Annotated in this window: 27 protein-coding genes and 1 tRNA gene; 22 read left to right on the top strand and 6 right to left on the bottom strand. The window is 34.9% G+C overall.

From position 1 onward, the window contains the following. Positions 1 to 17: 17 nt before the first annotated feature. Positions 18 to 182, top strand: coding sequence for a bacteriocin-like protein (locus tag REB14_RS20370; RefSeq protein WP_156121439.1), 165 nt, complete (start codon positions 18 to 20; stop codon positions 180 to 182). 54 nt (positions 183 to 236) lie between these two features. On the opposite strand, the gene REB14_RS20365 is transcribed toward REB14_RS20370, so the two are convergent. Next, positions 237 to 1,382, bottom strand: a complete 1,146-nt coding sequence (locus tag REB14_RS20365) for an MFS transporter (protein WP_309523123.1) — start codon at positions 1,380 to 1,382, stop codon at positions 237 to 239. Positions 1,383 to 1,488: 106 nt separating this feature from the next. Here REB14_RS20365 and REB14_RS20360 point away from each other — a divergent pair, with 106 nt between their 5' ends. The 4 genes from REB14_RS20360 to REB14_RS20345 all read left to right on the top strand — a co-directional run bounded on the left by REB14_RS20360 (position 1,489) and on the right by REB14_RS20345 (position 4,129). Continuing rightward, a complete protein-coding gene (locus tag REB14_RS20360) occupies positions 1,489 to 1,845 on the top strand; it encodes a winged helix-turn-helix transcriptional regulator (protein ID WP_105682708.1) in 357 nt (118 codons plus the stop codon). 66 nt (positions 1,846 to 1,911) lie between these two features. Continuing rightward, positions 1,912 to 2,907, top strand: a complete 996-nt coding sequence (locus REB14_RS20355; protein ID WP_079241345.1) for an MsnO8 family LLM class oxidoreductase — start codon at positions 1,912 to 1,914, stop codon at positions 2,905 to 2,907. A 64-nt stretch (positions 2,908 to 2,971) separates the two neighbouring features. Next, positions 2,972 to 3,523, top strand: coding sequence for an AAA family ATPase (locus REB14_RS20350; RefSeq protein ID WP_309523122.1), 552 nt, complete (start codon positions 2,972 to 2,974; stop codon positions 3,521 to 3,523). 42 nt (positions 3,524 to 3,565) lie between these two features. Continuing rightward, positions 3,566 to 4,129 carry a DUF6624 domain-containing protein gene (locus REB14_RS20345; protein ID WP_079241347.1) on the top strand — a complete coding sequence of 188 codons (564 nt, stop codon included), beginning with the start codon at positions 3,566 to 3,568 and terminating at the stop codon, positions 4,127 to 4,129. A gap of 60 nt (positions 4,130 to 4,189) precedes the next feature. On the opposite strand, the gene REB14_RS20340 is transcribed toward REB14_RS20345, so the two are convergent. The 3 genes from REB14_RS20340 to REB14_RS20330 all read right to left on the bottom strand — a co-directional run bounded on the left by REB14_RS20340 (position 4,190) and on the right by REB14_RS20330 (position 6,162). Beyond that, positions 4,190 to 4,534 carry a YciI family protein gene (locus REB14_RS20340; RefSeq protein ID WP_079243897.1) on the bottom strand — a complete coding sequence of 115 codons (345 nt, stop codon included), beginning with the start codon at positions 4,532 to 4,534 and terminating at the stop codon, positions 4,190 to 4,192. Between the two features lie 62 nt (positions 4,535 to 4,596). After that, entirely contained in the window at positions 4,597 to 4,932 is a 336-nt protein-coding gene (locus REB14_RS20335; protein WP_079243898.1) for a nuclear transport factor 2 family protein, read from the bottom strand. A gap of 93 nt (positions 4,933 to 5,025) precedes the next feature. After that, positions 5,026 to 6,162 (bottom strand): tetratricopeptide repeat protein, encoded by a 1,137-nt coding sequence (locus REB14_RS20330; RefSeq protein ID WP_309523121.1) that lies wholly within the window; start codon positions 6,160 to 6,162, stop codon positions 5,026 to 5,028. 157 nt (positions 6,163 to 6,319) lie between these two features. Between REB14_RS20330 and REB14_RS20325 the strand changes: the two genes are divergently transcribed. The 11 genes from REB14_RS20325 (at position 6,320) to gwsS (ending at position 21,247) form a co-directional block, all read left to right on the top strand. Continuing rightward, positions 6,320 to 6,823, top strand: coding sequence for a DinB family protein (locus tag REB14_RS20325; protein ID WP_079241349.1), 504 nt, complete (start codon positions 6,320 to 6,322; stop codon positions 6,821 to 6,823). A 547-nt stretch (positions 6,824 to 7,370) separates the two neighbouring features. After that, positions 7,371 to 9,533 carry a type VI secretion system Vgr family protein gene (locus REB14_RS20320; protein WP_309523120.1) on the top strand — a complete coding sequence of 721 codons (2,163 nt, stop codon included), beginning with the start codon at positions 7,371 to 7,373 and terminating at the stop codon, positions 9,531 to 9,533. Between the two features lie 5 nt (positions 9,534 to 9,538). Further along, positions 9,539 to 10,798, top strand: coding sequence for a tetratricopeptide repeat protein (locus REB14_RS20315; RefSeq protein WP_309523119.1), 1,260 nt, complete (start codon positions 9,539 to 9,541; stop codon positions 10,796 to 10,798). A gap of 18 nt (positions 10,799 to 10,816) precedes the next feature. Then, positions 10,817 to 15,619: an RHS repeat-associated core domain-containing protein gene (locus REB14_RS20310; RefSeq protein ID WP_309523118.1), complete on the top strand. Its 4,803-nt coding sequence runs from the start codon at positions 10,817 to 10,819 to the stop codon at positions 15,617 to 15,619. Positions 15,620 to 15,621: 2 nt separating this feature from the next. Then, positions 15,622 to 16,287 (top strand): hypothetical protein, encoded by a 666-nt coding sequence (locus REB14_RS20305; protein ID WP_309523117.1) that lies wholly within the window; start codon positions 15,622 to 15,624, stop codon positions 16,285 to 16,287. Positions 16,288 to 16,373: 86 nt separating this feature from the next. Beyond that, a complete protein-coding gene (locus tag REB14_RS20300; protein ID WP_079241354.1) occupies positions 16,374 to 16,868 on the top strand; it encodes a hypothetical protein in 495 nt (164 codons plus the stop codon). Between the two features lie 216 nt (positions 16,869 to 17,084). Continuing rightward, positions 17,085 to 17,169 (top strand) — tRNA-Ser (locus tag REB14_RS20295). Between the two features lie 554 nt (positions 17,170 to 17,723). Continuing rightward, positions 17,724 to 17,984: a hypothetical protein gene (locus REB14_RS20290; RefSeq protein WP_309523116.1), complete on the top strand. Its 261-nt coding sequence runs from the start codon at positions 17,724 to 17,726 to the stop codon at positions 17,982 to 17,984. Between the two features lie 56 nt (positions 17,985 to 18,040). Beyond that, positions 18,041 to 19,084 (top strand): hypothetical protein, encoded by a 1,044-nt coding sequence (locus REB14_RS20285; RefSeq protein ID WP_309523115.1) that lies wholly within the window; start codon positions 18,041 to 18,043, stop codon positions 19,082 to 19,084. A gap of 74 nt (positions 19,085 to 19,158) precedes the next feature. Continuing rightward, positions 19,159 to 19,995: an ATP-grasp domain-containing protein gene (locus tag REB14_RS20280; protein ID WP_309523114.1), complete on the top strand. Its 837-nt coding sequence runs from the start codon at positions 19,159 to 19,161 to the stop codon at positions 19,993 to 19,995. Between the two features lie 163 nt (positions 19,996 to 20,158). Continuing rightward, entirely contained in the window at positions 20,159 to 21,247 is a 1,089-nt protein-coding gene (gwsS, locus tag REB14_RS20275; protein WP_309523113.1) for a grasp-with-spasm system SPASM domain peptide maturase, read from the top strand. A gap of 115 nt (positions 21,248 to 21,362) precedes the next feature. Here the strand turns inward: gwsS and REB14_RS20270 are convergent, their stop codons facing one another. Together REB14_RS20270 and REB14_RS24245 are read right to left on the bottom strand one after the other, a co-directional pair. Next, complete coding sequence (locus REB14_RS20270; RefSeq protein WP_309523112.1) at positions 21,363 to 21,509, bottom strand: bacteriocin-like protein; 147 nt, start codon at positions 21,507 to 21,509, stop codon at positions 21,363 to 21,365. Between the two features lie 27 nt (positions 21,510 to 21,536). Continuing rightward, entirely contained in the window at positions 21,537 to 21,680 is a 144-nt protein-coding gene (locus REB14_RS24245; RefSeq protein ID WP_002980068.1) for a bacteriocin-like protein, read from the bottom strand. A 273-nt stretch (positions 21,681 to 21,953) separates the two neighbouring features. On the opposite strand from REB14_RS24245, the gene REB14_RS20265 reads away from it, so the two are divergent. The 6 genes from REB14_RS20265 (at position 21,954) to REB14_RS20240 (ending at position 26,648) form a co-directional block, all read left to right on the top strand. Then, positions 21,954 to 22,814: an alpha/beta fold hydrolase gene (locus tag REB14_RS20265; RefSeq protein WP_167595387.1), complete on the top strand. Its 861-nt coding sequence runs from the start codon at positions 21,954 to 21,956 to the stop codon at positions 22,812 to 22,814. A gap of 7 nt (positions 22,815 to 22,821) precedes the next feature. Then, on the top strand, positions 22,822 to 23,190 hold the full coding sequence (locus REB14_RS20260; RefSeq protein ID WP_309523111.1) for a VOC family protein: 369 nt from the start codon (positions 22,822 to 22,824) through the stop codon (positions 23,188 to 23,190). Positions 23,191 to 23,295: 105 nt separating this feature from the next. Beyond that, positions 23,296 to 23,838, top strand: coding sequence for a hypothetical protein (locus REB14_RS20255; RefSeq protein ID WP_079241356.1), 543 nt, complete (start codon positions 23,296 to 23,298; stop codon positions 23,836 to 23,838). Between the two features lie 211 nt (positions 23,839 to 24,049). Beyond that, positions 24,050 to 24,787: a hypothetical protein gene (locus REB14_RS20250; protein WP_309523110.1), complete on the top strand. Its 738-nt coding sequence runs from the start codon at positions 24,050 to 24,052 to the stop codon at positions 24,785 to 24,787. 67 nt (positions 24,788 to 24,854) lie between these two features. After that, positions 24,855 to 25,877, top strand: coding sequence for a sensor histidine kinase (locus REB14_RS20245; protein ID WP_309523109.1), 1,023 nt, complete (start codon positions 24,855 to 24,857; stop codon positions 25,875 to 25,877). Positions 25,878 to 25,880: 3 nt separating this feature from the next. After that, positions 25,881 to 26,648: a LytR/AlgR family response regulator transcription factor gene (locus tag REB14_RS20240; protein ID WP_309523108.1), complete on the top strand. Its 768-nt coding sequence runs from the start codon at positions 25,881 to 25,883 to the stop codon at positions 26,646 to 26,648. Positions 26,649 to 26,670: the final 22 nt, after the last annotated feature.

Raw genomic sequence — 26,670 nt, 5'->3', positions numbered from 1 at the left:
CTAATAACTTATTTATTATGAAAAATCTAAAGAAAATCGCGAGACAAAATTTAAAGACAATCACGGGTGGTCGTCCACCTGCAGAGAGTGAGTGTATAGCATGTGGATGCCCTACATCAGCATGTTATTACAAAAACGGAAACGGAGGTGGAGGTGGTTGTGCTGATATCAGATGTGCATAATCATCTTTATAAAGAAAGAAACCTTCCGGAATAAGGAAGGTTTTATTTTTTATATTAAAGTTTAGTTTCTGTATACTTCCTTTTGATAAGCACCAGTATAAGAGCGAGAGTTAATCCTATAATGCTTGACCAAATTATGTGCTCTAACCCATAACGGGCAATCCAGAATCCTCCGAATAGAGTGCCGGCAGTAACAGCAAAATTCCCGCAGGAAGTAAAAATACTATTGATAAACTCCGAAGAACCGGAAATGGAAGAAGTGACATTCATATTACTGATCAGAAAGCCTCCGGAATGAACCAGCCCCCAACATCCGATAATCCATATCATAGGTAGAAACTGATTTCCATAATGTCCTATTAACAAATGAATTCCTGATAATAGAATTAAAAACAGAAGAGTGGTCTGAAACGGAAATCTGCTCATATATTTTCCCGCAATTTTATTTCCTGCAATTCCCACTGTTCCAAAAAGGAAGAACATCAGACTGATCTGTTTTCCGTTCATTTTGGTAATACTCTTTAAAAATTCTGCCATATAACCATAGGTTGAATACATTGCTGTAATCGTAAAGAATGCCAGAAAAAGCCCAATCCATAGATGTTTATTGTTAAATATTTTAAAGGGAAACTTATTTGATGATGCATTGGTATTTTGAATCGATGGTAAATAAATCCATACTCCTGCCAGTGCAACGCCATTAATAAAAGCAGTAAGTAAAAAAGAAGACTGCCAGGAAAACAGATCAGACATAAAAGTAGCCAATGGAACACCCATGACGGTGGCTAGGGTAAGGCCTGAAAAAATAATGCCTACCGCTTTTGATTTCTCTTTAGGATCTGAGGTCTGTCCGGCAGCAGATAAGGCAATGGACCAGTATACCGGATGAAAAAATGCCGGAATCATTCTGACGGCAAGCAGCAGATAAAAATTGGTGATATACGCAGATAGAATATTAGCGGCAACAAAAATAAATAAGGAAAAGACCAGTAGATTTTTCCTTTTGAATGAAGAACATAAAAGCAGCATAAAAGGTCCAAAGACAGCCACAATCAATGCAAATACACTCAGCAGCCAGCCTGCTTTTTCAATGGATATCCGGAATGTAGAAGCAATTTCTGGCAATACTCCAATCACTCCGAATTCAGTAGTGGTAATTCCGAAAACACCGAGTGCCAGCACATAAAGATTTCTGTTCATTTTCATTATTTTTTTGCAAATTTGCAGAATATACTTTCAGAAAACTATATACTTACCTTTTAGTTCTATACTTACCTTTTTGAAAGTGATCCTAAAAAAAATTATTATGCCTGAATTTTTCCATGATAAAAGATTGTACTATACTCCTATTGAATTCGCTTTAAGTCATATCGGAGGAACCTGGAAAATGCCTATTCTGTGGAGATTACAGGAGAAACCTCTTCGTTTTAGTGAACTTAAAAAAGACATTCCGCATATCACAGACAAGATGCTGACCAGCCAGCTGCGCGAACTGGAAGCGAAAGAGATGATTTACAGAGAAGTGTTTCCGGTAGTTCCTCCAAAAGTAGAATATAGTCTTACAGAAAAAGGAAAAAAAGCCATTCCGGTGATTGAAACCATTATGAAGTTTGGCTATGAGCTGATTAAGGATGAAGGAATTGTCTTCCCGCCTAAAGAATGATCAGATTATATTTTTCCATTACGTAACGCTTTTTTCATAACTTCACCATAAAATTGATTCAATAGTATGAAGCTGAAATTGGGGATATTAGATCAGTCACCTACAACCATGGGTGGCAATGCAGCATCCGCATTGAAAAACAGTATTAACCTTGCTGTATTGGCTGAAGAAATAGGATTTCATAGCATTATGTATTCCGAACATCATGGCGTAGAAGCCTATGGAAGCTCCAGCCCTGAATTATTAGCTGCTATTGTTCTCAGTAAAACAAACAGGATCAAAGTAGGAACAGCCGGTATTATGATGAGAAATTATTCTGCGTATAAAATTGCGGAATGGTCCAAAATGCTGTCAACCCTTTATCCTGAACGGTTTATTCTCGGGTTGGGAAAAGCACCGGGAGGATTAAAAAATGCTGTAATGGCACTGAACAATCATAAACCAGTCATTTTATCCAATATGGAAACAAAACTGGAAGAGATCATTCAATTCATAAAAGATGAAGAAGGGATATATGATGGGCTTATTGCACAGCCGACTCATGTACTGCATATTCCGGAAATTATGTGGCTGGGTTCAGGAATAACTTCTGCCAGAGAAGCGGCCAGGCACGGGGTCGGATATTCATTCGCTGCTTTTATGAATAGTAAAAATGGAAAGGAAAATACCGATACTTATCTCAAAGAATTTGATAGCACGCAATATTTTCCTCAGCCTTCATTACAGGTTGCTATAGCTGTATCCGTAGCAGACAACATTGAAGATGCCAAACGTAATGCTTATGGAATGGCCTATCAGTTTTTGCAATCCAGACAATTGGCAAGTCCCAATGCGGTTCTTTCTCCGGAAGCAGTAGAACAGAAAATTTTGGGAACAAAGGATGAAGAAGAATTCTTTACTACTTTAAACAGAATTATGATTGAAACACCAGAATCCGTAGATCAGAAATTACATCAGGTTGCGGAAAGGTACAATACAGATGATCTCCTGATATTGTGTAATATGTACCGGGAAGAAGATCGTATCAACACTTATAAAAGTATCATTAAAAACAATAACTAACCCTACGGCTTCTATAAAAATTCTGTTGTGCTATGGGGTTATAAATACACTAGAATGTACACTCATGAAGCAGAATATTTCAACATTGTATATCATTACCGGAGGTCCCGGAGCAGGAAAAACAACATTGCTGGATGAATTAACCCGTCATGAATTGATAACTGTGCCTGAAGAAGGAAGAAAAATCATTAAAGAGCAGATTGATTCTGGTGGTGAAGGGCTTCCATGGCTTAACAAAGAACTTTTTGCAGAACTGATGTTTAAAGAATCTGTAAAAACCTACATGGAAATAAGCAAGTTGTCCCATAAGAAACCTGTTTTCTTTGACCGTGGGATATTGGATACGTTGGGCTATATGAAACTTGAACACATTTTAATTCCGGTATCTATGGTAGCAAAAGCAAGAGAAATGGCTTATCATCATAATGTTTTCATTCTTCCCCCATGGAAAGAGATTTATGAAAACGATCCTGAAAGAAAACAAACCTTTCAAAAAGCGGTGGAAACCTTTGAGTGTATGAAAGACATTTATCAGGAATATGGTTATACTGTTATCGAAGTTCCTAAAGTTTCAGTAGAAAACAGAGCGCACTTTATTCTTGATCGAATCACATAGAGAAAGACGCTCATTCATCAATCATCATTTATCAACTACTATATGAACAATCTTCCTTTTGAAAAAGAACTGATCGAAATGGCTGGCCAGGATCTGTCCGTCAGAGAAAAACTATTGCTGGCTGGAAAATTATCCGGAGGCTATCATCCTGAAATGGAAAATATTCATAGAGCCAATGCAAAACGGCTGCGGGAAATTATAGCAGAAATAGGTTATCCTACCATCTCAAAAGTCGGCGAGAAAGCTAATGATGCAACCTGGCTGATTATCCAGCATGCCATCGGTGAACCTGAATTTATGAAAACGTGTTATGCTATGATGGAAGAGCATTCCAATGATATTAATCTTTTGCATAAAGCCTATTTATACGACAGGATTCAGGTTTTTCAGAGTAAACCTCAAAAATATGGGACACAGTTAACCTCTGAAGGAACAATTTATCCCGTAGAAAATAAAGAAAACTTAAATGCAGAACGTAAAAAGGTAAATCTGCGGGTCCTGCCTGAATCAGATATTAACAAAATTCCGGAACCTGAAGTCATTCCGGAAATTGATAGCAAAGATGTTGAATATACAGTTTGGAGAAAAAAAGCAGGCTGGATTTAGGCAATGCTGAATGCATGAAGAAATTTTCAACTTAAACTGTAATTCCTCCCAAATTCCACCTTACTTGCCGGTCTTCAAGACTTCACGAACTTCAATATTTCCTCCAATTTTAAAAATTGGGTTTCCTTTCGCTATTTCAACGGCTTCATCAATAGATTCTGCCCGTACAATAATATATCCACTAATGAATTCTTTGATCTCGGTATAAGGGCCATCCGTTACCATATTATCTGGTTTTACAGTTTTGGCAGCTCCCGGAGCGGGTAATAAAGTATTTCCTTCATCCACCAGTTTGTTTTGTGCAGCAATGTTTCCAAGCCAGATCATGCGCTCCCGGATCTGTTCAGGAGAAGGTTTAAAATCAGAAATGTCTTTCAGTCTGAAGATCAATGCAAATTCTTTCATAATCATATTTTTTTTTATGACGATTAAGATAGATGAACAGGGACAGCGTTTTTAATGTGTTTTTATTTATCCAATAAAGGTCTGGGATCAAACAGAACTTTTAAGGTTTTGATTTTTCCATTCTGTATGTGATACCATCCCGAAGATTCTATTGTTTTTTCTCCCATGTTAATATTATACCAAAAACATACATCTTCACCGGAAGTAAAAGTCCTGAGAATTTCATACTTAAATTTCATCTGCTTCATATCTTTCATATAAACAGAAGCTCCTTCTCTCATACCCAATACTCCTATAAACTTAAAGCCAGGATCGAGACAGCTTTCCGCCTTGTCAAAATTTTCTTGATTTAAATAGTGGATAAACTGTTCTGCAATGTTTTGAATGGTATTGCTCATAAAGATTGTTTTTATTGTTGAATACAAAATTAAAGGTTCACTGAGCATTCCCTTGTGACTATAATCACAAAATGCTTTTATCTCTTTTTGAATTTATTTTAATACAGGAATTCTTCCTTTTGCATAGGCAATCTGTTCTTTTTCTTTGTTCTGATCCGGATTGTTTTTAAGATACATCTGATAGTATGTCGCTGCATTCTTAGGCTGTTTCAGGTTGAGATCATAAAGAAGTCCCAAACGGTAATAGATAATATTGCTGGTACCAAAAGTCAGTCCTCTTTTATAAGCTGTTACCGCCTCGTTATATTGGTTTTGGGCTTCATAAATACCCGCCAGCGCAGCATAGTAAAGGTTGGTGTGGTCTGAAATAGCTTCATCAATAGTCTTTTGTGCATAGATGGCTGCATTGTTATAATCTTTCTGTTCACGATAGCTCAGTGCCAGAAAATATAATGTGCTTTCATTTTGTACACCCATATCTTCCATCGCTTTGTAAAGCATAATGCATTTCTTATAATCCTTTACATAAAAATAAGCCTGTCCCATATCGTTCATTACATTCACATCAGCATGATTTTTCAGTAGTTTTTCACCAATTTCAATCACTTCAGAATATTGGGTTAACTGATTGGCAACCGGCAATAGAGCTTGTTGTAAAGTAAAGTTTTCAGTATCAGCAGCGATTGCTGTTTTCAATACATCATAAGCGGGTTGATATTGTTTGAGACCGCTGTAAGTTATGGAAAGATCATAAGCTACATCAGGATCGGTGGCATTCAAGGTATTGGCTTTTTTAAGATAATTAAGTCTGGATTCAGGTGTTTCTGCATAAGCCGCAAGTTGTTTATAAGCATTGAAATTAAGACTGTCAAGCAGAATAATCTGTTGAAGATAGGTTTTGGCATTAGAAACATTTCCACGTCTGGAATTAATACTTGCTAAGCTGAATAGAGTAGGCAGGTTGTTGGGTTGAATAGTGTTGATTTTCAGGTAACTTTTCTCTGCATCCGGCAGTTTTCCAGCCATCATATTACAGTAAGCAATTTGTGAAAGGGCTTTTATATCCTGTGTATCTCCGGGATATATGCTCTGAAGATAAGTAGCTGCATCAGCATAACGTTGTGTTTCATAATACTCAAGAAGTTTTTCAGTATCAATTTTTGCAGACTGGGCAGTAAGATTTTTAAAACTTAACAGGATAATACACAAGCAAATTCCTCTTTTCATCATGGTTATTTTTTAACTAAAATATTGGTTATTTATTGAGCTTCCAAATTTTAGACTCACTTATTGGGGATTTTTTTAATCTTATGATTGATTTATGATAAAACCCTAAACCAAATATTATTAGATTTCTTATATTCACTTTACAGAAAAAGCAAAAGATATGGAAATAAAAACTGTACACTCATTCCTTGAGTATTATAGGAAAATAAGAGAAAGAACCAATCGTATTATTGAAGTTGTTCCTCCTGAACATATTGATTTTTCTTATAAACCCGGGAAATTTACTATTGGCGATCAGATAAGACACATTGCTGCCATTGAACGGTATATGTATGGAGAAACTATTACAGGAAGGAGAAGTGCTTATCCTGGATGTGGTAAGGATCTTGCCGACGGTTATGAAAATACAGTGAAGTTTTTCAACGAAATGCACAGACAGACTCTTCAAATTATTGAAGGACTATCAGATGAAGATCTTACCAGGAAATGTCTTACACCTGCCAATAGTGAAATTTCCGTATGGAAATGGCTTCGTGCCATGATAGAACATGAAATTCATCACAGGGCAGAATTATATATCTACCTGAACCTTCTGGATGTAAAAACACCTCAAATTTACGGGCTTTCTGCAGAGGAAGTGCAGGAGATCAGTGTGAAATTATAAAAGATCATCAGACTATTAAAAATACAAACCAGCTGTCAATGTATAGCTGGTTTTTCTTGTTAAAAGATCTTATATTTTAATTTATTTCTATTTTAAGTGATAAATTGTTTGTTTGCATTTATTAAAAATTGTTAATTATTTATTTGGTATAGAGGTATTTATTCCTTTTTTTTAATCATTCATTTTAGAATTATTTATGAAAAGTAGTAGAACTACGACAAAATTTCAGATTAAGTGTCTAAAATTTTTCGAATAGCAATTACCGTTTTATCTTTGTAATACCACAAATCCAATTACAAAAAATTAATAATGATTAAAACCCACATATTACAAGAATAACATCAAGAGAAATCTTGAAATTCCAACAGGGTTATAAAGTAAGCTTACTCTTATATTTTTCCTTTTTAATACCCTGTTATGATATCAATATCCGGATTTCACCATTACCAATGGAGTGCGGATAACGAAAAATGTATCTGAACCTTGCTGTCCAGATCAATTTCAGACTTAAAAAAACTGACACCCAATCAATCAAAATATTACAATTATGTTTCAGGACGATCATTCACCCAAAATGCCTGTTTCCAAAGATAAAATTTCAACTGTAAAGAATATTAAAGAAACATTGACAGATCAGGCTGTCAGCAAAGCTGCTCAGGAAGTACATGAAAAATCGAGCGGAACCATTAAGAAAGCTACAGAAAAAATGGCTCAGGCTCAGGCGTATACAGGGCTGGTTCAAAACGGTTCTCAAATGTTTATGAATCAGGTTAAACAACCGAACCCTCCCACACTGGTAGAAGATAAAGTATGGTCCAAACAGCCAACTTCAGGAATTTATAATGCCAATACAATCCCTGGAAATCAGGTTGCAGGAATTAATCGTGTGATAAAACTTGAAATTGTAATTGACGGAAAGGTAATTAAACATTTCAAGCATTTTCAGCTTAAACAAAGTGCTGTAAAACATCATGAATTTGATTTGATGCTGGCCCACGATATCTTAGGAAGCTCAGAAAATCATAATCTTGAAGAGGCCCAAAACTTTCTTGGAAAGAGAATTACTGTGATTTTCAGATATAAAGACGTTGAAGACGGCCCGGAAAGAAACTTTGTAGGAGTGATCACAGAAGTAGGTTTCAGCCAGGAAAAAGGAAGCCTGGGAAATATTGTTCTTACAGGATCAAGCCCTACGGTTCTTTTGGATGCAGCTCCTCATATTCAAAGTTTTGGCGGAGCACAGGAAATCAGTCTTAACAGTATTGCAGATCAGGTGATCAAAGAAGGACTCGGACAAAACAGTTTTGATTTCAGGGTAGATGCAGCCCATGGAAATGTTTCTTACAGCTCACAATATGAAGAGACTCATTATAACTATCTTGCCAGAATTGCAGAAGCCTATGGCGAACAGTTCTATTACGATGGTGAAGTATTGCATTTCGGAAAGCTTCCACCTCAGGAAAAACCTGTGAAACTTACGTATGGAAGCAGTGTAAGTGATGTCAAGATAAAAATGAAAGCACAGCACGTGAATCCTTCATTTTATGGCTATAACAGTAGTAAAAATGAAAAATTAACAGCAGGAAATTCAAAAATTAATCATACCTCAGATATAGCCAAAAGAGCATATGAAATTTCAGAAAAAACTTTTACAACTCCCTCACTGAGAGTAGCTCCCATAAAAGCTGTCTCTTTCATGGATGTGGAAAATTCCCAGAAAGGAACTGCCGGAAGTAAGGCTGCTGAAGTATTTGTTATTTCAGGAATTACTACAGTGCCATTTCTTTATCCTGGCTGTATCGCGGATATCGAAATGAGAAAAGCAGAAAGCAGTGAAACGACTTATTTTACCAAACTGATGATTACAGATATGTATCATGAGGTAGATGCCAGAGGATATTATACCGGAACTTTTGAGGCAATAGCTTCTGATACCGGATTTATTCCCCGTCCGGAGTTCCATACACCAAAAGCAGATGCTCAATTTGCCAAAGTAATTTCCAATGTAGATCCTTTGAATCAGGGTAGAGTTAAAGTACAGTTCGACTGGCAAAACGGCTCTACCACAACAGAATATATCAGGGTAATGACTCCAGATGGCGGAGGAAGTGAAAAAGTGAGTAAAAATCGTGGTTTCATGGCGATTCCGGAAGAAGGAGATCAGGTGGTGGTCAATTTCGCACATCAACATCCTGACCGTCCGTTTGTGATGGGAGGAATGTTCCATGGAGGCGTTGGCGGAGGCGGTGGAGCCGGAAATAATATTAAAAGCTTAAGCAGTAAAAGCGGACATACGATGAGTCTGGACGATGCTGGTGGAATTACAGTAAAAGATAAAGATCAAAATTCTGTTTTTCTAGATGGAGCCGGAAATATAACGATAGACAGTAAAATTTCTATTACCCTGAGTTGCGGAAACAGTTCAATCTACATGGATAAAGATGGAAATATTCAGATTAAAGGAAAAGAAATATTTGTACAGGGAGTCAATATTGGTGTTGGTGGAACAACGAGTATCGGAGTAGGAGTAGGACCTGAAGACGGTGAACCTACTTCGGGTGTCGGAATCAAATCTGATACGCTCGATATCGGAACCAATACACTTTCTATGAGGGGTGATACTGAAGCTAATCTTAGCAGTGGAGGAAAAATCAATGTTGGAGGAGGAAGTGAAACAAATATTGTAAGTGGAACTGTAAAACTGAATTAAGGCAGATGAATCCAGTAGATTTGGAGTTGGTGAAGTTAAAAAGACAATGGCAGAAAGTCGTTTCAAAAAATGAAGAAAAACCCATGCTGATCTGTATAGGAGAAAAACATGAAACGGATCTTTTTGATGGGTTTATCAAGTCGAAACTTTCTGAAGATGAAGAAAGTGATGATGTTTTTTTACTCCACTATCAGGAATTTAACGGAATGAACTCTTTCGGGCAAACCTTATTGGATGAATGGACTGAGTTCTATGAGATGTTAAAAAAAAGCGAAGAGAATATTCCCCAATGGGACCTGAAAAACCCAGAAGAAAACTTTACAACAGATGCATATAAGGCATTTTATCCTTTGATGGAATTAAAGAAGAACTTCCCTAATATTCAGGATGCTAAAATCTATATCTACATTGCTCCGCTCAGGATCAGTGATACCGAGGAACTTTCTTTGTGGGTGAAAGAGTGGTGCAGGATCTGTGAGATCTCAGAAAATAAAGATATTAAACTGGTTTGGGCGGAACATCATACCTACAGAACCTTGCCCAATATCTCTTCTGCGCATAGCTTCAGAGTGGAAGTAGACATTCATCAGTTAATGCAGAATACGGCAGCTCATACTAACCGTAAAAAGAATAGTCCTGATACGGATTTTCAACAGCAGATTCTTATCGCAAGTAATCATTTAAGCAAAGAAAGATTCAAAGAAGCAGAGCATGCATTGAAAACAGCTGTGAAACTTGCTAAAGAACAAAAGAATAAGCAAGGAGAGATTTCTGCTTATTTTATGCTTACCCAGGCTTATACCGCAGACAGGAAGAAAGAAAAGGCAGAAGATACCTACCGTACAATATTGGAAGAAGTAGAATCGGAAAGCCCTTTAGCAGTTCAGATGTATATGAATTATGGTAGTTATCTGTTAGGAAACTCCAAAAAATCCAAAGCAGAAAAAATATTTGAAAAAGCTGCAGAAACCGCTCAGAAAATAGAAGAATATGCAATGGCAATTGAGTGTTACAGAATCATCGCTACATTGAATGATACGGTTCTGACAAAAGATAAAATGATCAGATATTTTGAAAAATGTCTGGATATAGCAAAAGTAATGGATTCCTCAGCAAGAGAACAGAGCAGTCTGAGGTTTGTAGCCTCAATGCTTATTCTAAAATATGAAAGCGACACTGATAAAAAAAGAATACTAGACAATGAAATGAAGACTTATTTTGGTGATGACTGGAAGGTGAGTGTAGAAAAACCAAAAGCAGGGTAATCTCAAATTAAAAGAATCATGGCAGATCTGAATAAAAAAACAGTAAAACCGATCAAGGTAGCAAAACCGGACATGAACCCGGACCGCTCCTGGAAGGTAAACGCAGACGTTACTTCGGTAAGTTGGGATAAAACCACACAGGGCTGGAAGAACGGAATGAAAAATAATTTTGATTCCCTGAATCCTGTTTCTATGGTGAAGTCCATTGCTGGCGGAGATGCAGATCAGTCAGCAAAAAGTAGCGGAGGCGGAGGTGGAGACAGTGCTGTGACCGCAGAAAGAGCAGCTCCGGAAAGCAAAGTAAAACTGATTAAAATCAATAACCCTGCAATGCCTTCCACAGCCATTCAGCATACAAGTAAACATTTTGATATTGTGCTGGCCATTGATATCCATTGGACTCTCATTCCGCCACCACCTTCATTCATGTTTATTCCGTTGCCATTGCCACATCCGTTTATCGGGATTGTTTTTGATATTATGGATTATATTACTATCAAGATTCCGATTCCGCAATTTGCAAGAAATCTGATGCCCTCTCTTCCAGAAAGTATTCCGATGGGAGGCTCAATATATGTTCACGGAAGACATAAGGCAACCACTACAACCAGTGTGATGGGAGTGGTTATTCCATTCAGACACGTTACATCGCTTATTCCGGTGTATCTCATTCCTTTCCCTCAGGAAGCTCCCCATGAAGGAGAAGTGTATTACGGTTCACAGACCGTTCTGGCACAGGGAAGTAAAATGAGCGGAAATCAGCCTCAACAGGTATTAACCTGTATGGGATTCCCTTTCGGAATGACCATGCTGCCTGCAATGCCTGATAAACCGAAGAAAAATCCATTGGCTTATTTTGCTTTCTATAATAACTTTTCAAGCATGTATATCCAGATCAATACGGGCGGACCTGTATTGGTGGGAGGAGCATTTATTCCTCATACTTATACACCCGGAGAAATGCTGATGCGTCTTGCCGGAATGTTTTTAATGAGAAGTTTAACCAAGAAAATAGGGAAACTGGGAGCGAATGGTTTAAAAAAGCTTAATAACAGTGTCCTTAAAAAAGCTCCTTTCAATAAGTTTAAATTTTCAAATGCTCTTTCTAAGAAATTATGTCATTGGGGACTGGAACCTGTTAATTTTGCAACGGGTGCTATGTTTTTTGAATGGGAGGATTTCGAAATTCTGGGGAACACCCCTTTAATCTGGAAAAATAAATGGCACAGCGATAGACCTTATGATTTTGGACCTTTAGGAAACGGTGTTTTTAATAATCACGATCTGTTTATCCTTCCTGAAGAGAATAACAAATTTGCCGGATGGATGCATCCTGAAGAAAATATAGCCATGCTTGTTCCCGTACCTGAGATCGGAGAAGGAATGACCTACTTCAGAGATCAGAAAATCTGGCAGTACAGACCTAACAGCAGTATTTGGGTTGTTCGCAAAGGTACTGATATCTACACTTATACCCGCTTTCATCATGTTACAGAAGGAGTGATATATAAAGTTGCAAGGATCGAATATGGTGACGGAACCATTCGTGAATATGAGTATGAAGGCCGCAATATTGTTCTAAAAAGGATAAAAGATGTTAATTCTGAAACGAGTATAGAAACCACTATTCACCCTGAGTATAAAAAGATAACGGCAGTTTATTACTGTTATAAAAACCAAAAAGATGTGCAAGTCCGCTACGATTATGATGAACGGGGTAATCTTACTCATGTCTGGGATATTCACAAAAAACCGATTGTCTTTGAATATAATGGGAAAAATCAGATTGTAAGAAGAGTCAACCGGAATGGGATGAGCTATATCTGGAAATATGATAAAAAAGGTAGGGTAGTATATACTAATGGTTTGGATGGATATATGGAAGGAAGTTTTCATTATAATGATGAAGAAGGCTTCACAGAAGTAATATACCCTAAACAAGATAATAAAACAGAACGTTATTATTATGATGATCATTTTCTTGTATATAAAAAAGTAGATGGAGAAGGCGGAGAAACCTGGTATGACTTTACAACATACAATGAACTGAAAATGATAGGAAGTCCGGAAGGACGTGTTCAGGGGTATACGTATGATGAAATGGGAAATATCAAGACTTTTCACAGTCCTGATGGAGAAGAATATCATTATCAGTATAATGAGTTCGGACAGGTTATTGCCCGTTTTTCACCTTCGGGAGCTTCTGAAACATGGAATTATGATGAGCACGGAAGATTAATCAGTCATACAGATGCGGCAGAAGAAAATGTTTATTATGAATATGCTGATGGGAAAAGGCTTCCGGAAAGGTGCATAAGAGAAAATGTTACGGCATCTTACGAATATAATGATAGAGGGCAGCTTATTCAGCTTACCAATACTATCGGAAGTGAGCAATTTTGGAAATTTGATGCCTATGGAAGGTTGCTGGTCTTTAGCCCGAAACCTTTAAGCAGAACTCTTTGGAAAAGAGATAAAATGGGAAGGGTGGTTGAAGTGAATGAACAGGGGCAATTGCCATTGAAACTTCGCTACGATGCCTATGACCTCCCTGTCTATGCTACAGATGGCCGTGCAGAATGGTTGATGAGTTATACTCCAATGGGAAGCTTGAAGCGGCAGATCCGCCGGAATGCATTCACCAATAAAAAAGAAGAAGCACTAGCATTTGGCTATGATGCTTACGAAAATTTAGTAAGCATGACCAATGAAAAAGGAGAGGTCTATATTTTTGAAAGAGATAATAATAACAAAATTATTGGTGAAACAGGCTTTGAGGGACACAAAACTGTCTTTATCCGTGATAAAGATGGTTTGATAACCCAAAGAAGAACCCCTCAGGGAAGTACAATCTTTTATGAATATGATCTGGCAGGAAGAATAACACAGGTGGATTATCCGGACGGAGCCTGGGAAGCATATCAGTATGATACTTCAGGATTGCTTATCAAAGCGGATAACGAAGATAGTAGTGTTAGCTTTCAGAGAAACCAGTTGGGGCAGATTACCCATGAAAAACAAGGGGAACATTTAGTTCAATATAAATATGATCAGCTGGCTAATCTTATTGGTCTGGAAAGTAGCTTAGGAGCGAAAATTGATTATTCCTATACTGATCTGGGACAGCTTAGAAATATTTCCGCCAGCACTACAGAGGTAATTTTACCCTGGCAGATGAATGTTGAAACCCGTAGAAATGAGCAAATGATTTGCCGTCAAATGACCGGGAATGTGGAAAGTACTTTTGAATTTGATCATCTCGGAATGCCTATTAGTCAGAAAGTAATTACTCATAAAACAAATACTACTTTTCATAAAGACTATATATGGGGAGAAGGAAACCGTTTGTTGACTATATTTGACAGAGTAAAAGGTGGTAGAACAAGATTTGATTATGACGCATTCGGGAGTCTTGCTGCTGCAGAATATTCCAACGGAAAAGTTCAGCATAAAAATCCTGATGAAACAGGCTGTTTATATGAAAGTATACAACGTACCGACCGTATCTATGATAAAGGTGGAAAGCTGATGCGTGACAAAAACTGGTTTTATCATTATGATGAAGAAGGAAATTTGTTATTAAAGAGCAAAAGGGTGATCAATAATGTAAGACCGGAACATCAAGAAAAATCAGACAATGCCCATCCTTATTACAAAGCTATTGCCTCAGATTGGCTTAGTCGCCCGAAAATGCCGGAAGGTATTATTTTACCTAATGTGAATGATAGTTCCTCAGCAGAAATTCAAAAAACGGAATGGGAATCCGGTGACTGGGCTTATTCCTGGAGTGCTAATGGAATGCTGGCCAAAATTAAACGTCCGGATGGCAAGGAAGTAAGCTTTGAGTATGATGCACTGGGGAGAAGAATTTCTAAAATTGGCTGGCAGAAAATAACTCGTTATATTTGGGATGGTAATGTTCTTTTACATGAATGGAATTATGATATTGAGGCAAGACCTGTCAATGAAATTGATGATGAAGGAAATATTATAAATAGGCAAGAGCCCATAGAGAATTTAATAACATGGGTTTATGAAACAGGAAGCCATGTGCCATCTGCAAAGATTGAAGGAAACAGAAAGGCCTCCATTATTTCAGATTATATAGGGAGACCTGTGCAGGCTTATAATGAGGATGGAAATCTGGTCTGGAGTGCTGAATATGATATTTTCGGAAGAATTGAAAATGTAAAAGGAGAAGAATCCTTCATTCCTTTCCGGCAGCAAGGACAGTATGAAGATGAAGAGACGGGACTTTATTATAATAGATTCCGGTATTATGATGGGAAAAACGGGAATTATCTTTCTCAGGACCCAATAGGCCCGCTTGGAGATAATCCTAATCTGTATGCTTATACTCATGATAGTAATTCGGAAATTGATCCGCTGGGATTAATAGAGGTTGATGGTGGTTGGTCACGAAGAAAAGCAGAACGAGGCTCAATTATAAAATCAAAAAGGCCTACACCTCCGTCTATTCACGCTACTAAACATATTCAGGCAACTTCTATGGAAGATGCTAAAGCCAGAAGTATTAAAGGAGTAGGTGGCAAACCCGAAGGATCATATTTCCCGGATGTAGTAAAAGATAACTTCAAAAATTTTGAGAAAAAAGCCGCATTTGATGCTATGAGAAAGGGTAATGTAGTGCCGAATGGTGGAGTTACTTACTATATTTATGAACATCCTACCGATATTGGATATAATATGGGAGAAAAAACAAGGTTTATGAGAGTGGAAGTGGCTTCTGGTACCATACACAGCCATCCGATATCAGAAGCAGATGCCAATAGTTATATAAAAAAAGCAAATTATCCATAACAATGAAAGATAAAGGAATCGTAAATACTGGAATTCAGGTGGAAGGCGGATGGAGTATTGATGCAAACGTTTTTATAGACAAAAATTATAATATAGAGGATATCCCTTTTGATGATACCTTATTGTTTAGTGCTGTAAATCACATTACAGGAAAAACTATTTCAGTTTCCTATGAAAATATCAATGTAGGATATTCTTTTGATTTGTGCATACTATCCAGAAGGCTAGGAGAATGGCATCATGATGGTGCAACTATTTATAAAACGATAGAGACAGGTCATCAAATTGATAAATTCTACAATGCATTATCAGAATATCTGAATCCATCAAAAAAAGAGCTCATCCCTTTAAAAATTTCAAGCTGGACCATTGTTTATAATAATCTGATAAGAGATGAAGGTTTGTATGATGATATAGAATTGATTTTTTCAGCAGTAAGAGGAAAACTTTTTATAGACATAACCTACAATCGGAATTCCGAAAAACCTTACTATATCTATATCGGATTATCAAAATATGAATATTCCCAAATTGTTTACAGTTTGGATAAGCCGGCAAGAGAATATCAGGAAATCTTTTTAAAAAATATAGATGAAGTTGTTGTCATAATTAATGATTTTCTCATAGAGAAAGACAATTATTTATCTGAAATTCTAAGAAAAACCTGATTGCTGTATTGATGTGGAATGGACCGTAAGTCAAAAGCACAGCAATAGAGTTTAAATATTTAATCCAAATCCAATTCAAATATATTATGAAGAAAATATTCTCAGAACTTAAAGGCTTCGTGGTGTTTAGTCCACAGCTTTTAGCAAAATATCTGGAAGAAAATCATCTTGCAGGTAATAATATTTTAAAATATTTTGTAGAAAACGAACATGGGGATGAAATAACAAAATCAGGAATTGCTATTCCAATTATAGGGGTGGAGGAAGACTATTACGCATTCCGGGTTTCTGTAAATGAAGAAAAAATTCTGAATGATGAGGAAGTAGAGGTCGAGTCAAGAGGCTGGGTATTTCAGACGGCTAATAATGAAGTGAAAATTGTAGGAATTGGCTATTTAAAAGATATTACTACCATTAATGAGGAAAACAGTATTACGCTATCGTTGGAAAACGGATGGCATTCTTTAAAGATTCGGGGAGGAAGTCAAAATGGCGAAAGATTATTTGAGCTACATATGGAGAAACAGGATGCATACCCAGCATTCAGCGGAGATGTTACTACCGAATATTATTACGGATAAAAAATATTTTTAAAAAAATATACAAGTAGAAATATTTCGTTTCTGAGTTTAAATATCTGATGTTGAGATTGTAGAGTCTATGTTTTCTCTAATTGAGAACACAACTGTCCCTTTAAAACTCCAAGAAATTCGAATTTTATTGAAAAAATATTTTGTCAGTAATAAAAAACTTTCTATATTTGCACCACTGAAAACAACGGTACTACCGGAGTTAAAGGAGAGTTGGCAGAGTGGTCGATTGCGGCAGTCTTGAAAACTGTTGACTGTAACAGGTCCGGGGGTTCGAATCCCTCACTCTCCGCAAATATTAAATAAAAACCTACTGATTTTATCAGTAGGTTTTTTTATTTTTTATTTTTTCTTCTTTCTGTTTTTCTGGGCTTTTATATACTCAAGATAATTATTAAAAAGTATTTACTTAAATAAGGATTTATATTCTGATTAAAACCAAATTCTTATCCTGTTATTGATCTTATACCTTGAAAATAGCACACTATTTTTCTATAGGAATATGAACCAATCCTGAAATGAGTTCTTAATATTGAGGATTAAATAGTTTTTTTTAATAAGATCAGTCTGTAAATACAAATGATAAATATTTAAAATTTAAATCAAAAAACCACTCAGTTAGTTGATGAAATAGCGGTCGTATTTAATTTTTTTATGAAATGTAAACTATTGTGAATGTTTGTATTAATATATTAAATAATTTGAATAACTAAAATTTTTAAATATATCTAATAAAATTTGATTTTGTTCTGGGGAATATGTTTGTTTGTTATATGATTCATTGATAAATGATGTGATTTACAATGAATCTAATAACAAAACATTAATATTTAAAAAAATTATTTGATGAAAACAAAATCATTACAAAAATTAGGAAGTTTTCAACTTCAAAATGAGATGCTATGCAAGATTTTAGGAGGAGAAGGAAAACCTGTAAAATCGTTTTTATCTGTTGAGCCAAGTGTTACGGGTGGTGGGGAAGTTGAATTGCCTTCTGGTCCTGGAGGAGCATGTGTATGTACAGGGTATACAAGTGATTTGGATTTCCATAACGGAGGTATGGGGTATAATGGAACATATCCAATAGATAAGTCTTGTAATCCTTAAAAATTAAAAATAAATGAGAAGCAATTATGCTTCTCATTTGTTATAAATAAATATCAATGAGAAATATATTAGTTTTTCTGTTTATAGTAGTCAATTTTTTATCCTATGCCCAAGATTATGAATTAACAAATCAAGATCTTATTAAATATTATAAGCTAACAAATGGAGCTGAATATAAAATTATTACCAATGATTTGGCGGCTGCAAACAATCTATATAAAGAAGCTTTTCAAGAGTTTAAGTATCCTCATGCAAAAGATTTACAAAATAGCATGAATGTGGCTCTAAAGACAAGGGATTTTGAAACTGCTTATCACAATTATCAATCTTTGAAATGTTTAGGAAAAGAATTTAAAAATGATTTTGCTTCTGAAAATTTTAAAAATTTAAATCAATACAAAGTAAAATCTTGTGAAAATAAGATTGACTTACAATATAAAACCAAATTAGATTCATTATATGAGATTGACCAATATTATAGAAAATTATCAGGAGGAAATTACAATGCTTACAAAAAAGAACTTACTAAAAGTGACAGTATTGCATCTGTAAACTTACTTAAATTGATTCAAAAAAAAGGATTTCCTAATGAGTATAATATAGGACTGACTTCGGCAAATAATATGTTTTATCAAAAATTTTATTACATTATTTGGCATCAATTAGCAACTAATCTTTATAGTAGTCAGAAAGTTAATTTTTCAAATGAATTAGTAAAGGCCTTAAATGAAGGAAAGGTTAATCCCCATGTAGCAGGGCAATTATTTGATTTAAATAATGGAACAAAGGATTATTCATTTTTTAAAATTTATCAATTTATTTTGAAAGATGAGAAAGCAGATTGCTGCTATATATCTGAAGCAATCTTACCAGAAAAGAGAGCTGCAAAAGTAAATACTAAAATAATAGAGATCGACAGAAAAAGAAAATTAATAGGTCTGACATCAACTGAAGAAGAAGCTCAAAAAAATATATTCTTTTTAAATAATAAGGACTATATTTTTACGCATATTGCTATAGAGGGTTTTCAGTTTAACAATAATAATGATGCTGAGTTATTTAAAAAGTACCTAATTAAGTTAGATGATACTACTCATTAGTGTTGATAATGATACTATGACCGATGAAATTTGTACTTGGTTGTCTTATCAAAATAAAGAATTTGTTCGTTTAAGTGAGAATCAACATATCAATAAAGTTTTTTTTTGATTTAAAAGATAATGTTTTCAAAATTTCTATAGGAGACGTTGAGTATAAATTAGAAGACTTCAGTTCAGTGTTCTATAGAAATGGGGGAATTTATTACAATACAATAACAGGGGAAATAGATAGTAGTTTAGTTGATTTTTATAATTCGGAACTTAGATCCATATCAGATTTTATCTACTATTATTTCAAGGTAAATGGTGTTCGTGTCTTTGGAAACCTCTTTACCAAAGAAGTTAATAAATTAGAAGTTTTACTTTTAGCAAAATCTTTGGGCTTAAAAATTCCAGATACTTACGTTTTATCAAGAATGAATGACTTGGGACAGATTGATATGTCTCAGGATTATATTACAAAAGCAGTCTCTGAAATGAAGCCTATTATCATTGAAGATGACTTGTACTTGAACTACACACATGCACTAGACCTAAATAGTATTCATAATAAAAAAGAGAATATTATACCTTCATTAATCCAAAGAAAAATTCATTGTCTTTATGAAATAAGGGTGTTTTTTTTTGAAAAACAAATTTGGGCAATTGCTACATTTGATTTTTCGGGTGGTGTTGATATTAGGAACATAAAAGAGAAAGACAAAAAGTACCTCCCTTTTGTGCTTCCACCAGAGCTGAAAAGGAGAATTTTAAAATTAGCAAGGAAACTCGACTTAAAGTGTGGGACAGTTGATTTATTAAAGTCTGATGAAGAATACTATTTTTTAGAAGTGAATCCATTAGGACAGTTTCACCAAGTCAGTCATTATGGGAATTATCAGATAGAAAAATATATTGCAGATTTATTATAAAAGAAAAAGAAGAACTATACTTAAAAGGAATTGAATATTCTCTACAAGAATGGGAGAAAAGTAACAGCGTGTCTCAGGTTAAATATTCCGAAAATAAATATAAACAAAGTAGAAAAACAAAGATTTTTCGTCCACAAAAACATTATTCTCTTTTGTATTAAACATGTTCTTAAAACTATTTGATTCAGTTAAAATTACTAGAGGTGCTAAAAATTCTATTATTTTAGATGCTAGTACTGGATTTTTACAATTTATTCCAATTGCTCTTTTTGATTTATTATCAAATGAAAATCAAAACTATTCTGTATTAAAAAAACAATTAGATAATGAAAGCTCACAAGTATTAGAAGAGTACCTTAATTTCATCTTAGAGAATAAACTAGGTGTTATTCTAAATTCTAAGAAAGAATTATCAACTTTTCAGAATACATCAGAATTTAAAGAAACTCCTTCTTATGTTGACTATTTAATTTTGGATGCGAACAATTCTGATGTTTTAAATGGTGTACTAGTACAACAGATTTGTGATTTGAAAATTAAATATATACAAATCAGATTTTCAGAACTGGAATTAAATGATGTAATAAAAGTGATTAGTAAATTAAATTTGTTTAATGATGCCAGTATTAATGAAGTGTCGGTTGTTGTAAATTATGACCCACAATTGGTCACATTTGTCAAAGAAAATCACTACAAAATTTCAAATAAATTTCTTCATTTTATATTGCATTCATCGAATGAACAAGGTACTCAAACTTTAGATCATGTTCATTTAAGTATTATTAAAAATAAAATTAATATTCCTTTAAGTTGTGGGCTGATTGATCTAAAAAATATCAATCTTAACCGTAACTTTTATCTTGAAGCAAAGCAGCATAATTCCTGTCTTCACAAAAAAATATCAATTGATACAGACGGCAACATTAAAAATTGTCCCTCAATGCCTCAAAGTTTTGGAAATATAAAAGGTACAACATTGGAAAGTGCTCTCAATCATCCTGAATTTAAGAAATACTGGAACTTAACTAAAGATAGTATTGAGGTCTGTAAAGATTGCGAATTCCGTTATATCTGTACCGATTGTAGAGCCTATACTGAACAAACAGGCATAAACAATGAAGGCCTCGATATATCCAAGCCTTTGAAATGTGGTTATAATCCTTACACTGGTGAATGGGAAGAATGGAGTAGAAACCCTCTTAAACAAAGAGCAATTGAGCATTATAGGATGCAAAATTTTGTAAATAAATAAATTATTGTTTTTGAAAAGGACATTTAGATTTTTTCTATCTGAATTATATATTTACGAATATAAAAAGCCCTGCAATTCAAAATTGCAGGGTTTATTGTTGAGAATAGAGTCTTCTTTAACTTAAAATCTCACATGGTGCTACACAAATCACCCAAGGGCATCTTTTGATTCCCGGAGGTGGGCAGCATGCTTCAGAACAGCTTACCGCTCCGCCATTAATACTCTTTAATTGGTCTCTTGAAATTTTTTTAGAATTTTTCATAGTCAAGTAATTGTATTAAACTTAAGATTAAGGCTGGTTTCCACCGCCACATCCGTCGTAAGGCATACATTGCCACTTACCACCGATTAAACATAGCTGACCACCTCTGCAGTCAATTCCACCTTTAATTGTTTTCAATTCTTGTCTTTCGATTTTCTTTAAATTTTTCATAATAATTTTTAAGTTTAGTTCTATTCGAAATTAATCAAATTTTATCAACTATTGTAGAATTATTGTAAAAATATTTATTTTTAATTGATTAATTGTATGATGTTTTGTATTTGTTTTATGGAATTGCGTAAAAATATTTTGTGGAGAAAGTTTTGAGATTCAGTTGTTTTAAATTCATTTTATTTCAATAAAATCTTGCCTTGTGACAAGTCTGGTTTCAGAATGACTTGGTAATTTTGATTAAAAGTTTAATCCACCAAATCTGATAATATTATGAAAAATTTATTCAAATTCTCTGCATTATTGGTCCTAACTGTTTTTCTTACAGTATCTAAGATATATGGGCAAAAAATAAAACCATCTGAAAGCGGCTATGCACCTGCCAACGGAATCAAAGTGTATTATGAAGTTTATGGTAAAGGAAAGCCTATTGTGCTGTTACATGGCGCCTTTATGACCATTGATCTGAATTGGGGCGAGTTGATTCCTGAATTGTCTAAAAACAGGAAAGTAATAGCGATTGAATTACAGGGACACGGACATACCCCGTTTTCAGAACGGAAGTTATCCCATGCAACTTTAGCCAGTGATGTTACAAAGGTAATGGACTATCTGAAAATTGATAAAGCTGATGTTGCAGGATATAGTTTTGGTGGGGAAGTGGCTTATCAATTAGCGATACAGAGTCCGGAAAGATTGAACAAACTGGTTATTATTTCGTCAACCTATAAAACTAACGGCTGGCTGCCCGAAGTAAATAAAGCGCTTGAAGGAATGAAACCCGACCTCTTTACAAACAGTCCTATGCATACTGCCTATAATGCTGTAGCACCAGATAAAACAAAATGGACTCCATTTCTGGAGCAGATGATGGCTTCCGCCGGACAACCTTTTGATCTTGGTGATAGTAATATTTCTAAAATTCCTGTACCTGTTTTAATTATAGCCGGAGATAATGATGGACTGGACAAAACAGAACTCTCAAAAACCTATAAACTATTAGGCGGTGATGTTTTTGCAGACATGGGGGCTATGCCGAAATCTCAATTGGCTATTGCCCCGGGACAAACTCATGTGAGTCTGATGATGCAGACGGCAATGATTCTGAACTATCTGAATAATTTTTTAAAATAGCTTGAGGATGAATCCAAAATTTGAAGCAGGAATTAATATCGCTATAAAAATTCCCAAAAATAAATATGAAAAAACAGTTGCCTTCTACAGAGAAATTTTAAAATTAGAAGTGGAGGAAAGACCCATTAATAATCCTACTGTTTCCAGAACTCACGAGGTAAAATTCGGGAATAATATTATTTGGCTGGATTGTGTCGACAATTATACCCATTCCGAAACCTGGTTACAACTCACTGTCCCTGACGTAGAAACGGCAACAGAATATTTGAAGTTAAATGGTGTGGAAACCTGTGACGAGATTGAAGAACTTCCTGACAACATGCACTGGATTACTGATCCTGCTGGTACGGTGTTTAATTTGCAGCAAAAGAAGTAAAATCGGGAATTTTACAGATAAGGTTTCACCATAGAATTATATCACACAAATTGTGTAATTTTAATACCTTTAATCATCAAATTATTAAAATTTTAAAACATTCTCATGCAGACGAAACCATTTAATTTCATTGTAACCCTCTTTTTTCTGGCATTAAGTGTGACTGTATTTTCACAAAAAACAGCCGCTTTGAATTCTTTATTGGATAAGAATTCAGAATTTATCTTCCCACAGACACCCGATAAAATATCAAAAGCACTGAATATAAAAACCGTTTTTTATGAAGATGCCAATGAAGAAAAATATGCAAAATGGCCAATGAAAACAGGGTTGGAGCTTTATTGTGGTCTTGCAAAAGATAATGTTGTCAATGAGATGTTTTTCACAACTTCAGACAATAAATCTTTAGTGGTGGAAGGACTTCCTTTTGGCCTTGTTCTGAATAAAAGTACATTACAGGATAGTAAAACCAGGTTCACTAAATACAATGCTAAAACACAAAAATTAGGAGCTGACAGTGAATTCCCAGGTGGATCAAAACTGGTTTTTAAAAAAGGAAAACATTATGCAACATTGTTTTTTGACAGCAAAAACCTGTTGAAATCATTAGGTTTAACACCAACGCTTATTGATCCGGCAGTCAATTAATTGCTGAAAATTACCATTATATCTCACCCGTCATTTTTTGATGGGTGTTTTTATTTCCCGGATCAAATATGAAAGAAGAAGGATATAAAAATACTCAATGGTGAAAGTCATTCATTCATCTCGTTATTTCCTTAGTTCATTGTTTTCTGATTGAATGGCATACACGGTTATCATAGCTTTGACCTGTCAAAACAATTAATAAGATAACAGTATGAACAGAGAGCTCATTTTTTTAAGAACATTTGCCTTTACAGCAGTCATTGGAATTGTATTTTTAACCGCTTCAGCCTTTAAAACATCAGGAAATCAGAAATTTACAGAAATAGATGTGGAAAGAATTAATATCGTAGAAAAAGACGGTACGGTAAAAATGATCATTACCAATGTTGGAAAATTTCCTTCAGGAGAAGAAAAAATAAACAGCAGGCCCACCAATAAAACAAGAAAGAAACGTTCCGGTATGCTCTTTTTCAATGAAGAAGGAATCGAATGCGGAGGTTTTATCTATGACGGACAGAAAAATCAGAACGGCCACAGTTCAGGATTATCTCTAACTTACGATCAATATGACGGAGATCAGGTCATGCAGCTTTTGACCCAGGATTATAAGAAAGGTGACAAAAGAGTAGTATCCAGCGGACTTTATTTCAATGACCGTCCTTCAAAAGAATCACAAATAAAAACAGGGGAAATCTTTGCGGAGCTGGATCAGATGAAAGATCCTGAAGCAGCACAGAAAAAGTACAAAGAATATGAACAGCAGGGACTTATTGGAGGCGCACCAAGAATGATGCTTGGGAAAACCAAAGATGAACATAACGGGCTCTTTTTATTTGACAGCAAAGGAAAGCCCAGAGCCAGATTCTGTGTAGATAAAAATAATGAAGCCAAACTGGATTTTTTAGATGATAACGGAAACGTTACCGCATCATTTCCTGAAAAAAAATAATACTGTAAAAACACCCCTGTAAAAATATAAGGCTATTTTTGTAAAAAAGTGATCCTTCATAAAACCGATGAAAACCCTTTTAAACAAAATTAATCAAAACAGATATTTCCTGCTGTTTATCCTTTTGTTTGCCTATGTACAGTCTATTCATACCCGTATTGGCATAAGAAGAACACTGGATTGGTATATTTTCACTCCGGAAGCGGCTGTTGTTACACTCATCAGTTCCTGTATTCTGTTTTTTGTCATTGATTTTTTTATTAAAAACTGGCAGAAATCATCAACGTTCAGCATTGCTGAAGTCTTGAAAATATTCAGCTTTTCATTGCTGACTTACTTGTTGGTGATGAAAATAATAGGCTTTGTGATTGCTCTTATTTTTGGAAAAGTTGAGAAAAATTTTAATCAGGAAGTTGTTATTCTCTCTACTTTTTCAGATTTGATCGGAGGCTTTATCTATGGAAGTTTTTTTCTGGCGTACCGTTACTACAAAAAAAATACAGAATATCAGAAACAACTGGCTCTATATGATCATGCCCTGTCTGAAAGTAAAATTAATCAGTTGAAAACCCAGCTTAATCCTCATTTTTTATTCAATAATCTCAATATTCTGGATCAGTTAATAGAAGAAGACAAACATAAAGCTTCAGATTTTCTGAATGAATTTGCCGAAATATACCGTTATGTTTTAGACGTTTCTGATAAAAAATTAGTGTCTGTGGAAGAAGAACTGGCCTTTGCAGAGAAATATTTTAACCTGATACAATACAAATACGGAAATGCGTATTCATTAACAATCAATTCTGTTAAATCATCAGGTTATATCATCCCGCTTTCATTACAATTGTTACTTGAAAATGCGGTTCAACATAACCTTGGTACTGTTGATAAACCTGTCCGGATCATAATAAAAATAGACAAGACAATAACCGTTTCGAATAATGTAATCCCTAAACGAAACCGTAAAAAAACTTCAGGGAGGGCACTGAACAATCTCAAAGAGCAATATGCTTTATCAACTGATCATCAGGTAGATGTTTTAAAAACTGAAACTGAATTTTCGGTTACCATTCCTGTAATTCCAGCATAAAATATGATAAAAGTAGCAATCATTGAAGACGAAATTCCTGCAAGAAATAAATTAAAACGTTTCATCAGCGAACTGGAAACTCCTATTGAAATTGTTGCGGAAATTGATATCGTAGAACAGGCAATTGTTTTCTTAAAAAACTCATCTGTTGATCTGATCTTTTCCGATATTGAACTATTGGATGGAAATGCCTTTGAAATCTATGATCAGGTGAATATTTCATGTCCGGTTATTTTCACCACAGCATATGATCAGTTCTGGATGAATGCCTTTGAAAGCAACGGAATTGAATATCTACCAAAGCCTTTTTCACAGAACCGTTTCCAAAAAGCATGGGATAAATTTCTTTTATTAGGAAAAACTCATTCAGAACCGCAAGATGTTTTGGCAAAACTTCAGGAAATGCTGAATAACAACCATACCCAGAAAAATTATAAGAAAAGATTCACTGTCAGTTCACACCAGGGACTTTATTTTATCAATACGGAAGAGATCTCTTTCTTTAGAGCAGAAGAAGGAGTTGTTTTTGCTTTTGATACAGCAGGAAAAAAACATCTGTTGAATGAATCTACTTTAAAAGAAATTGAAATGCAGTTGAATCCTTCTGATTTTTTCAGGATCAACCGGAGTGAGCTTGTTCAGAAACATCATATTGAAAGAATAGAGCGGTACAATAAAAATACACTTTCCGTTCAGATAAAAGGGCAGAAAGATCATCTTATCACAAGCCAGAGCAACACATCTGCTTTCAGAAAATGGATTGAAGAATAAATGAGTTTTCCGGTTTTATTCC

Origin of the sequence: Chryseobacterium metallicongregator, from assembly GCF_031324065.1 — a bacterium.
Taxonomy (GTDB): domain Bacteria; phylum Bacteroidota; class Bacteroidia; order Flavobacteriales; family Weeksellaceae; genus Chryseobacterium; species Chryseobacterium metallicongregator.
This window is presented reverse-complemented; position numbering and strand designations above follow the sequence as displayed.

Coding starts and splice junctions, on each gene's coding strand:
- REB14_RS20370 (WP_156121439.1), top strand. CDS start 18: ATGAAAAATCTAAAGAAAATCGCGAGACAAAATTTAAAGACAATCACG.
- REB14_RS20365 (WP_309523123.1), bottom strand. CDS start 1,382: ATGAACAGAAATCTTTATGTGCTGGCACTCGGTGTTTTCGGAATTACC.
- REB14_RS20360 (WP_105682708.1), top strand. CDS start 1,489: ATGCCTGAATTTTTCCATGATAAAAGATTGTACTATACTCCTATTGAA.
- REB14_RS20355 (WP_079241345.1), top strand. CDS start 1,912: ATGAAGCTGAAATTGGGGATATTAGATCAGTCACCTACAACCATGGGT.
- REB14_RS20350 (WP_309523122.1), top strand. CDS start 2,972: ATGAAGCAGAATATTTCAACATTGTATATCATTACCGGAGGTCCCGGA.
- REB14_RS20345 (WP_079241347.1), top strand. CDS start 3,566: ATGAACAATCTTCCTTTTGAAAAAGAACTGATCGAAATGGCTGGCCAG.
- REB14_RS20340 (WP_079243897.1), bottom strand. CDS start 4,534: ATGAAAGAATTTGCATTGATCTTCAGACTGAAAGACATTTCTGATTTT.
- REB14_RS20335 (WP_079243898.1), bottom strand. CDS start 4,932: ATGAGCAATACCATTCAAAACATTGCAGAACAGTTTATCCACTATTTA.
- REB14_RS20330 (WP_309523121.1), bottom strand. CDS start 6,162: ATGATGAAAAGAGGAATTTGCTTGTGTATTATCCTGTTAAGTTTTAAA.
- REB14_RS20325 (WP_079241349.1), top strand. CDS start 6,320: ATGGAAATAAAAACTGTACACTCATTCCTTGAGTATTATAGGAAAATA.
- REB14_RS20320 (WP_309523120.1), top strand. CDS start 7,371: ATGTTTCAGGACGATCATTCACCCAAAATGCCTGTTTCCAAAGATAAA.
- REB14_RS20315 (WP_309523119.1), top strand. CDS start 9,539: ATGAATCCAGTAGATTTGGAGTTGGTGAAGTTAAAAAGACAATGGCAG.
- REB14_RS20310 (WP_309523118.1), top strand. CDS start 10,817: ATGGCAGATCTGAATAAAAAAACAGTAAAACCGATCAAGGTAGCAAAA.
- REB14_RS20305 (WP_309523117.1), top strand. CDS start 15,622: ATGAAAGATAAAGGAATCGTAAATACTGGAATTCAGGTGGAAGGCGGA.
- REB14_RS20300 (WP_079241354.1), top strand. CDS start 16,374: ATGAAGAAAATATTCTCAGAACTTAAAGGCTTCGTGGTGTTTAGTCCA.
- REB14_RS20290 (WP_309523116.1), top strand. CDS start 17,724: ATGAAAACAAAATCATTACAAAAATTAGGAAGTTTTCAACTTCAAAAT.
- REB14_RS20285 (WP_309523115.1), top strand. CDS start 18,041: ATGAGAAATATATTAGTTTTTCTGTTTATAGTAGTCAATTTTTTATCC.
- gwsS (WP_309523113.1), top strand. CDS start 20,159: ATGTTCTTAAAACTATTTGATTCAGTTAAAATTACTAGAGGTGCTAAA.
- REB14_RS20270 (WP_309523112.1), bottom strand. CDS start 21,509: ATGAAAAATTCTAAAAAAATTTCAAGAGACCAATTAAAGAGTATTAAT.
- REB14_RS24245 (WP_002980068.1), bottom strand. CDS start 21,680: ATGAAAAATTTAAAGAAAATCGAAAGACAAGAATTGAAAACAATTAAA.
- REB14_RS20265 (WP_167595387.1), top strand. CDS start 21,954: ATGAAAAATTTATTCAAATTCTCTGCATTATTGGTCCTAACTGTTTTT.
- REB14_RS20260 (WP_309523111.1), top strand. CDS start 22,822: ATGAATCCAAAATTTGAAGCAGGAATTAATATCGCTATAAAAATTCCC.
- REB14_RS20255 (WP_079241356.1), top strand. CDS start 23,296: ATGCAGACGAAACCATTTAATTTCATTGTAACCCTCTTTTTTCTGGCA.
- REB14_RS20250 (WP_309523110.1), top strand. CDS start 24,050: ATGAACAGAGAGCTCATTTTTTTAAGAACATTTGCCTTTACAGCAGTC.
- REB14_RS20245 (WP_309523109.1), top strand. CDS start 24,855: ATGAAAACCCTTTTAAACAAAATTAATCAAAACAGATATTTCCTGCTG.
- REB14_RS20240 (WP_309523108.1), top strand. CDS start 25,881: ATGATAAAAGTAGCAATCATTGAAGACGAAATTCCTGCAAGAAATAAA.